The organism is Glutamicibacter sp. AGC46 (assembly GCF_053543715.1).
The window spans coordinates 94044-100335 of the sequence record NZ_JBLVOJ010000007.1; the positions used below are offsets into that span (position 1 = coordinate 94044).

The window sequence follows — 6292 nt, forward strand, 5'->3', positions numbered from 1 at the left end:
TACCTCGTACTGAACCGCAGTTCCAATATGGTTTAATGTGACACAACACACAATGCACTGCTGGGCGACCCGAGGAGTTCACCATGAGCGTTTCCACATCCAATCTCACTGTTTCAGTGGCGGCCATCCTCGCAGAAGGGGCTGCCCGCTACGGCGAGCTGAACGCCATCACCGTCGATGGTCGCAGCACCACCTATGAGCAGCTGTGGGAGCAGGCCCGGGAATACGCCGGAGCCCTGCAAGCCCAAGGCATCGAGGCGGGCGACCGGGTGGCCTTGCTCATTCCCAACGTCACGGACTTCGCCCGCGCCTACTACGCGGTTCTGGCCCTGGGCGCCGTGGCGGTACCGGTCCACGCGCTGCTCAAGGCGCGCGAGATCTCCTACATCCTGGAGGATTCCGAAACCAAGCTGATGATCTGCGCCGCACCGCTGCTCGCAGAAGGAGCAGCGGGGGCCGCCGCTTCCGGGGTGCCGGTGCTCAGCGTGCTGGCTCCGGAGGAATCGGGCGCAATCCGGTTGGAAGACCTGGCCCGGAACGCCGCGCCGATTGGCACCTACCTGCCGCGCCGCCCCGAAGACCTGGCCACGATCCTGTACACCTCGGGCACCACCGGCAAGCCCAAGGGTGCGCTGGGCACGCATCTGGCGTTGATCGAGCAGACCCACACCACGTTGCTGAACACCATGGAATTGCGCCGCGGCGACAAGCTCTTCGGCGGGTTGCCGCTGTTCCACACCTTCGGCCAGACCTGCGTGCTCAATACCGGGCTGCGGGTGGGGGCCGAGGTCATGCTGTTACCCAAATTCACCGCCGAAGGGGCCCTGGAACTGTTGCTGGAGGCTGGCATCGACGTCTTCTTCGGGGTGCCCACGATGTATGTGGCCCTGCTCGAAGCGGGCAAGCAGCGCGAAGGGATGCCGGAAAAACTGCGCTACGCCATTTCCGGAGGGGCCTCGCTTCCGGTATCCATCCTCACCGCCTTCGAGCAGCGCTTCGGCGCGCGGATCCACGAGGGCTACGGGCTGACCGAGACCTCTCCGGTGGCTTGCTTCAACCATGTGGGCGTCGACCCGCGGCCCGGGACCGTGGGCACCCCGGTCTGGGGCGTGGATGTGGAAATCGCCGACCCTGCCTGCCCCGATGAAATCCGGCTGCTGCCGCGCGGGGAGCTGGGCGAGCTGGTGGTGCGCGGGCACAACTTGTTCTCCGGCTACCTGAACCGGCCCGAGGCCACGGCCGAAGCAGTGGTTGATGGCTGGTTCCGCACCGGGGATCTGGGGACCAAGGACGAGGATGGCTACCTGCGCATCCTGGACCGGACCAAGGACATGATCCTGCGCAACGGCTACAACGTGTACCCGCGCGAAATCGAAGAGGTACTGGTTTCCCATCCGGAGATTTCCAATGCCGCCGTGTACGGGGTGCCGCACGAAACCCACGGACAGGAGATTGCCGCCTCGGTGACCTTGGAGGCCGGCTCCACGCTGGGCGCGCAGGAGCTGGTGGCGTGGGCCAGCAAGCAGATGGCCGCGTACAAGTATCCGCGGCTGATCGAGATCGTCCAGGAATTCCCGCTGGGTCCCAGCGGGAAGATCCTCAAGCGCGAACTGGTTGCGCAGTTCACTGCCCAGCAGGACTAGCGAACACTACTGGGGCAGTCCACCGTAATCCGGTGTGCGGCGTGAGTAGAACGCGGATCTGCCTTCGGCCAGGTCCGCGTTCGCCCCGTTCTCTTCCCACATCGCTTCCCACCAGCCCTCGGTGGCTTCTCCCTGGCGCACCAAGTTGATTGCCTCATTGGTGCGCGCAATGGAATACGGCGAGTTCGCCGCCAGCTTGCCCAGCAATGCGGCCAGCTCTTCGTCGAGCTGCCCCTGGGCAATCACCCGGGTGAACATGCCCCAGCGCTCCGCCTCGGCAATGGAAATCTCCGCGCCGGAAAACAGCAGGTACTTGGCCCGGTGCTCCCCCACGGTACGCACCAGCCGTTCGATGCCCGGGCGCGGGAAAACCAACCCGATTCTCGCTGGGGTGATCGCCAGGCGCACGTTATCCGAGGCCAACTGGATATCGCAGGCCGAGGCCAGCTGCCAGGCCCCGCCAAAGCAATTACCTTCCACCACCGCGATGGTGGTCTTCGGGCAGCCCACGATGATCTTGTCGAGCAGGTCGAAATGGTTGATCAGCTCGCCGTCCGCGTCCCGGTCGAAGAGCACCTGGTCCATCTCGTCGATGGCAATTCCAGCGCAGAAGTTCGCCGCAGCGCCGCGAACCACAATGGAACTGACCTCGTCGTTGGTCGAAAGGCCGGCAAAGGCGCCCACCAGCTGCAGGCACATGTCCTTGGTGAGCGCGTTGAGTTGGCCCGGGTTATCCAGCAGCACCACGGCAGTGGACCCGGCTATTTCTACGCTGACCCGTGCTTCATTGTCCTTGCCCATCAGGTTCCTCCCAGTCGCGTGCAAGCCGCAGAAGTTTTAGAGGCAATAGCAATGCCCCCACTTCGCAATCTATCGCGAAATAGGGGCAAGCTGTTGTCCAGGCTGGAAACTATTACTTCCCGGTTCGTTGTACGCGAATTGGAGCTAGGTGGCTGGATACGACCCAGGGCCCGGTACGCTAATACCGGGCCCTGGGCCCTTCCCTTCCGGGCTTAATTTCGCCGCAAGGTAAGAATTCGTTGCAAGACCACGAAGATCAGCAGCAAACCGCCGATCACGATCTTGGTCCACCAGGAACTCAAGGTTCCCTCGAAAGTGATGATGGTTTGGATCAGTCCCAGCACCATCACGCCAACCACCGAGCCGAGAATGAAGCCCATGCCGCCGACCAGCAGTGTTCCACCGATAACTACTGCGGCGATCGCGTCGAGCTCCATGCCCACACCGGTCAGCGCATAGCCCGAGCGCGAGAACATGGCGAAGAGGATTCCGCCCAGCGCCGCACAGGTGCCGGAGATGACGTAGACAACCACCTTGGTGCGTGCCACACGCAATCCCATCAGGGTGGCTGATTGCTCGCCGCCGCCCACCGCGTAAACGGTGCGGCCGAAACGGGTGCGGTGCAGCACCCACCAGGACCCGGCAATCACCAGCACGGCGATGACCACGGCCGCGGTCAACCGCCAGCGCCCCGCAGAAACACCCCAGCTCGACAGCGCCACGAAACCCTCATCGCGGATCGGCACGGATTCCGGGGCGAAGATGAAGCACAGGCCGCGGGCCAAGAACATGCCGGCCAAGGTAGCCACGAAGGGCTGCACCTCGAAGTACTGGATCATCACTCCCATGCCCAGGCCGATGATCGACCCGCTGAGAATCGCGATAGGCAGCACCAGGGACAACGGGATCCCGGCATTGAGCATGGTTGCGGTGATGACCGAGGACAGGGCCAGCACCGCACCGACTGACAGGTCGATGCCGCCGGTGAGAATCACGAACGTCATCCCTGCTGCCAGCACGATCAAGTGGGCATTGTTGATGAACAGGTTGGATAGTACAGCTGGCGAAAGGAAATTCTCGTAGCGCACTCCGCCGATGACGAGCATCAGCCCGAAGACGACCACAGTGCCCAGAACCGGCAGGTAGCGCCGGTCCACATTCAATTTGGATATGGACTTGCGCGGAACACTGAGGATGCTCATGCTCCCACCTCCTGGTAGCGGCGGCGTTCGCGCAAGGAACCGAGCATGGCGCGCAGCCGGGTTGACATCATCAAGGTCACGGCAATGACCACGATGGCTTTGAATAGCGAAGTGACCAGCGGTGAAACGCCCAGGACGGTCACAGCCAGGCTCAGGGTGGTAATGATCAGCACGCCAATCATGGTGCCCGCGAGGTTGAACTTGCCGCCGGCCAGGGACGTGCCGCCGATAACCACGGCGAGAATGGCATCCAGCTCTATGAACAGTCCCGCATTGTTGGCATCAGCGGCCATGGTGTTGCCGGCGAAGATCAGTCCGGCCAGGCCCGATAGCAGGCCGCACAATACATAGACGGTGAATACCAGAGTTCTTGATTTCACCCCGGAGAGCCGGCTGGCTTCCGGGTTGATGCCTACCGCTTCGAGTAGCATGCCCAGCGCAGTACGCCGTACCACGAGGGCCACCACCGCAAACACGCCGTACGCGATGAGCGCGGCCACCGGCAGGCCCAACGCATAGCCCGAGGCCAGTTTGCTGAAAGGTGCGCTATTGACCGTGGTGATCTGGCCGTTGGTGATCAGCATGGCCACACCGCGGCCGGCGGTCATCAGGATCAGCGTGGCGACGATCGGCTGGATGCCGAAGTTCGCCACCAGCACGCCGTTGAATGCGCCGAGGATCAGGCACAACCCCAATGCCACGAAGACGGCGCCGACGGCTGTACCTGCGGATCCCGGATTTGCCGAGCTGGCGATGAACGTCAGCGCCACGGCTCCGGAGATCGCGACGGTGGCACCCACTGACAGGTCGATGCCGCGGGTGGCGATCACCAGAGTCATGCCCAGGGCGACAAGCAGCAGCGGCGAGCTATTGCGCAGGATGTCTATGGGGGCTCCGAACAGGTGCCCGTCCAGCACGCTGATGCCCAGGATGTCCGGGCGCTTGATGGTGCAGGCTAGCAGCAGCGCGAGCAGCGCAATCGCTGGCCAAAACAGGCGATGCTTGTAAATACGGGTCATTTGTTTTCTTCCCCGGTGGCGATGATTTCGATCAGGCGTGGCACATCCACATCTGGAGTGCTTGGAATTTCGGCAACCTTGGCGTGATCGCGCATCACAACGATGCGATCCGAGAGGCGCAGGACTTCTTCTAGCTCAGCGGAGATGAAGACCACCGACATGCCCTGTTCAGCTAGTTCGGAGACCAGGTTCATGATTTCGGTCTTCGCGCCGATGTCGATTCCGCGGGTGGGCTCATCGAGGAGCAACAGCTTCGGAGCGGTGGCGAGCCAGCGGGCCAGCAGAACTTTCTGCTGATTCCCGCCCGAGAGGTTCTTGAGCAGGGCGTTCGGATTGGCCGGACGGACGCCCAGTGCCTTGATATAGGCATCCACGATTTGGGTGGCTTTGGTCTTGGGCAGCGGGCGGATCCATCCGCGCGCTGCCTGCAGGCCGAGGATGATGTTCTCGGCCACGGTCAGCTCGCCCACAACCCCTTCGCCCTTGCGGTCTTCGGATGTGTAGGCGATTTTGCGGCCCAGGGCCTGCCGGGGAGTTCGCAGCTTCACCGGTTTCCCGCCCAGCTTGATCACCCCGTCATCTGCCTTGTCCGCTCCGTAAAGCAGGCGCGCGAGTTCGGTACGGCCTGAGCCCAGCAGGCCGGCCAAGCCGATGACTTCCCCGGGATAGACGTCCAGATCGAAAGGCTGCACCGCTCCCTTGCGCCCGAGTCCCACTGCCTGCAGCAACGGCTCGGCGTCGGCCGCGCGTTCGGTTGCGGCGGTGCGTTCGTTGGCACCGCCCACTTGGGCATCGGAGGTGCCAGCGATCATCAGCGAGACCAGTTCGCGTTGCGGCAGCTGGTCCTTCTCTCGTTCTTCTACCAATTGCCCGTTGCGCAGCACGGTAATGCGGTCGGCAATGGCGTAGATCTGGTCCAGGAAGTGCGACACGAAGAGGATCGCCACACCATCATCACGCAACTTCCGCATGACCTCGAAGAGCTGGGCCACCTCGTCGGTATCCAGGCTGGAGGTTGGTTCATCGAGAATCAGCACCTTGGCGTCGACCACCATGGCGCGGCTGATGGCCACCAGCTGCTGGACTGCCAGTGAATGGGACCCCAGCGAGCTGGCCGGGTCTATCTTCAGCCCCATCCGCTCCAGATAGGTTTTGGCCTGGCGCCGCATGGTTCGCCAGTCAAGACCACCGAAACGGCGAGGCTCGCTGCCGAGCATGATGTTTTCGGCCACGGTGAGATTGGTGCAGAGATTCACCTCTTGGTACACCGTGGAGATGCCGCGTTCGCGGGCATCGGCGGGGCCGGTGAAGCGGGTGTCGTTGCCGTTGACCGTGATGGTTCCGGAAGCGATCGGATTCACGCCAGTCAGGGCCTTGATCAGGGTCGACTTTCCAGCGCCGTTCTCCCCCATCAGGGCGTGGACTTCACCGGGAAAAAGCCGGAAGCCAACGTTGTCCAGTGCTTTGACCCCGGGGAACTCCACGGAAATTCCAACCATTTGAACGATGGGCTTCGTTGTAGGGGAATGCTGCACGGTGATTTCCTCAGTCCGTGACATGGGTGTTGAATCAATCATTAACTTGCCTCTGCGAGTTGCTTGTCCTGCCACCTGGTGGTGGGCCGGCG

The 6292-nt window shown here is 62.7% G+C and carries 5 protein-coding genes; 1 reads left to right on the forward strand and 4 read right to left on the reverse strand.

Translation table 11 applies throughout. The annotated features are described in order from the left end of the window. The first annotated feature begins 83 nt into the window (after window positions 1-83). A complete protein-coding gene (locus ACNPM8_RS02205) occupies window positions 84-1643 on the forward strand; it encodes a long-chain-fatty-acid--CoA ligase (protein ID WP_402696854.1) in 1560 nt (519 codons plus the stop codon). Between the two features lie 6 nt (window positions 1644-1649). Here the strand turns inward: ACNPM8_RS02205 and ACNPM8_RS02210 are convergent, their stop codons facing one another. The 4 genes from ACNPM8_RS02210 to ACNPM8_RS02225 form a co-directional block, all read right to left on the reverse strand. Further along, window positions 1650-2444 (reverse strand): enoyl-CoA hydratase/isomerase family protein, encoded by a 795-nt coding sequence (locus ACNPM8_RS02210; RefSeq protein WP_133834123.1) that lies wholly within the window; start codon window positions 2442-2444, stop codon window positions 1650-1652. A gap of 212 nt (window positions 2445-2656) precedes the next feature. Further along, entirely contained in the window at window positions 2657-3646 is a 990-nt protein-coding gene (gene yjfF, locus ACNPM8_RS02215; RefSeq protein ID WP_332727657.1) for a galactofuranose ABC transporter, permease protein YjfF, read from the reverse strand. Then, window positions 3643-4665 carry an ABC transporter permease gene (locus ACNPM8_RS02220; protein WP_448939220.1) on the reverse strand — a complete coding sequence of 341 codons (1023 nt, stop codon included), beginning with the start codon at window positions 4663-4665 and terminating at the stop codon, window positions 3643-3645. Before ACNPM8_RS02220 ends, yjfF begins: the two co-directional genes overlap by 4 nt. Then, window positions 4662-6242 carry a sugar ABC transporter ATP-binding protein gene (locus tag ACNPM8_RS02225; protein ID WP_448939221.1) on the reverse strand — a complete coding sequence of 527 codons (1581 nt, stop codon included), beginning with the start codon at window positions 6240-6242 and terminating at the stop codon, window positions 4662-4664. The genes ACNPM8_RS02220 and ACNPM8_RS02225 overlap by 4 nt, the downstream gene beginning before the upstream one ends. Between the last annotated feature and the right edge of the window lie 50 nt (window positions 6243-6292).

Bases quoted from the DNA above. Each gene is read 5' to 3' on its own strand.
- yjfF (WP_332727657.1), bottom strand. From the start codon at position 3,646: ATGAGCATCCTCAGTGTTCCGCGCAAGTCCATATCCAAATTGAATGTG.
- ACNPM8_RS02210 (WP_133834123.1), bottom strand. From the start codon at position 2,444: ATGGGCAAGGACAATGAAGCACGGGTCAGCGTAGAAATAGCCGGGTCC.
- ACNPM8_RS02225 (WP_448939221.1), bottom strand. From the start codon at position 6,242: ATGATTGATTCAACACCCATGTCACGGACTGAGGAAATCACCGTGCAG.
- ACNPM8_RS02205 (WP_402696854.1), top strand. From the start codon at position 84: ATGAGCGTTTCCACATCCAATCTCACTGTTTCAGTGGCGGCCATCCTC.
- ACNPM8_RS02220 (WP_448939220.1), bottom strand. From the start codon at position 4,665: ATGACCCGTATTTACAAGCATCGCCTGTTTTGGCCAGCGATTGCGCTG.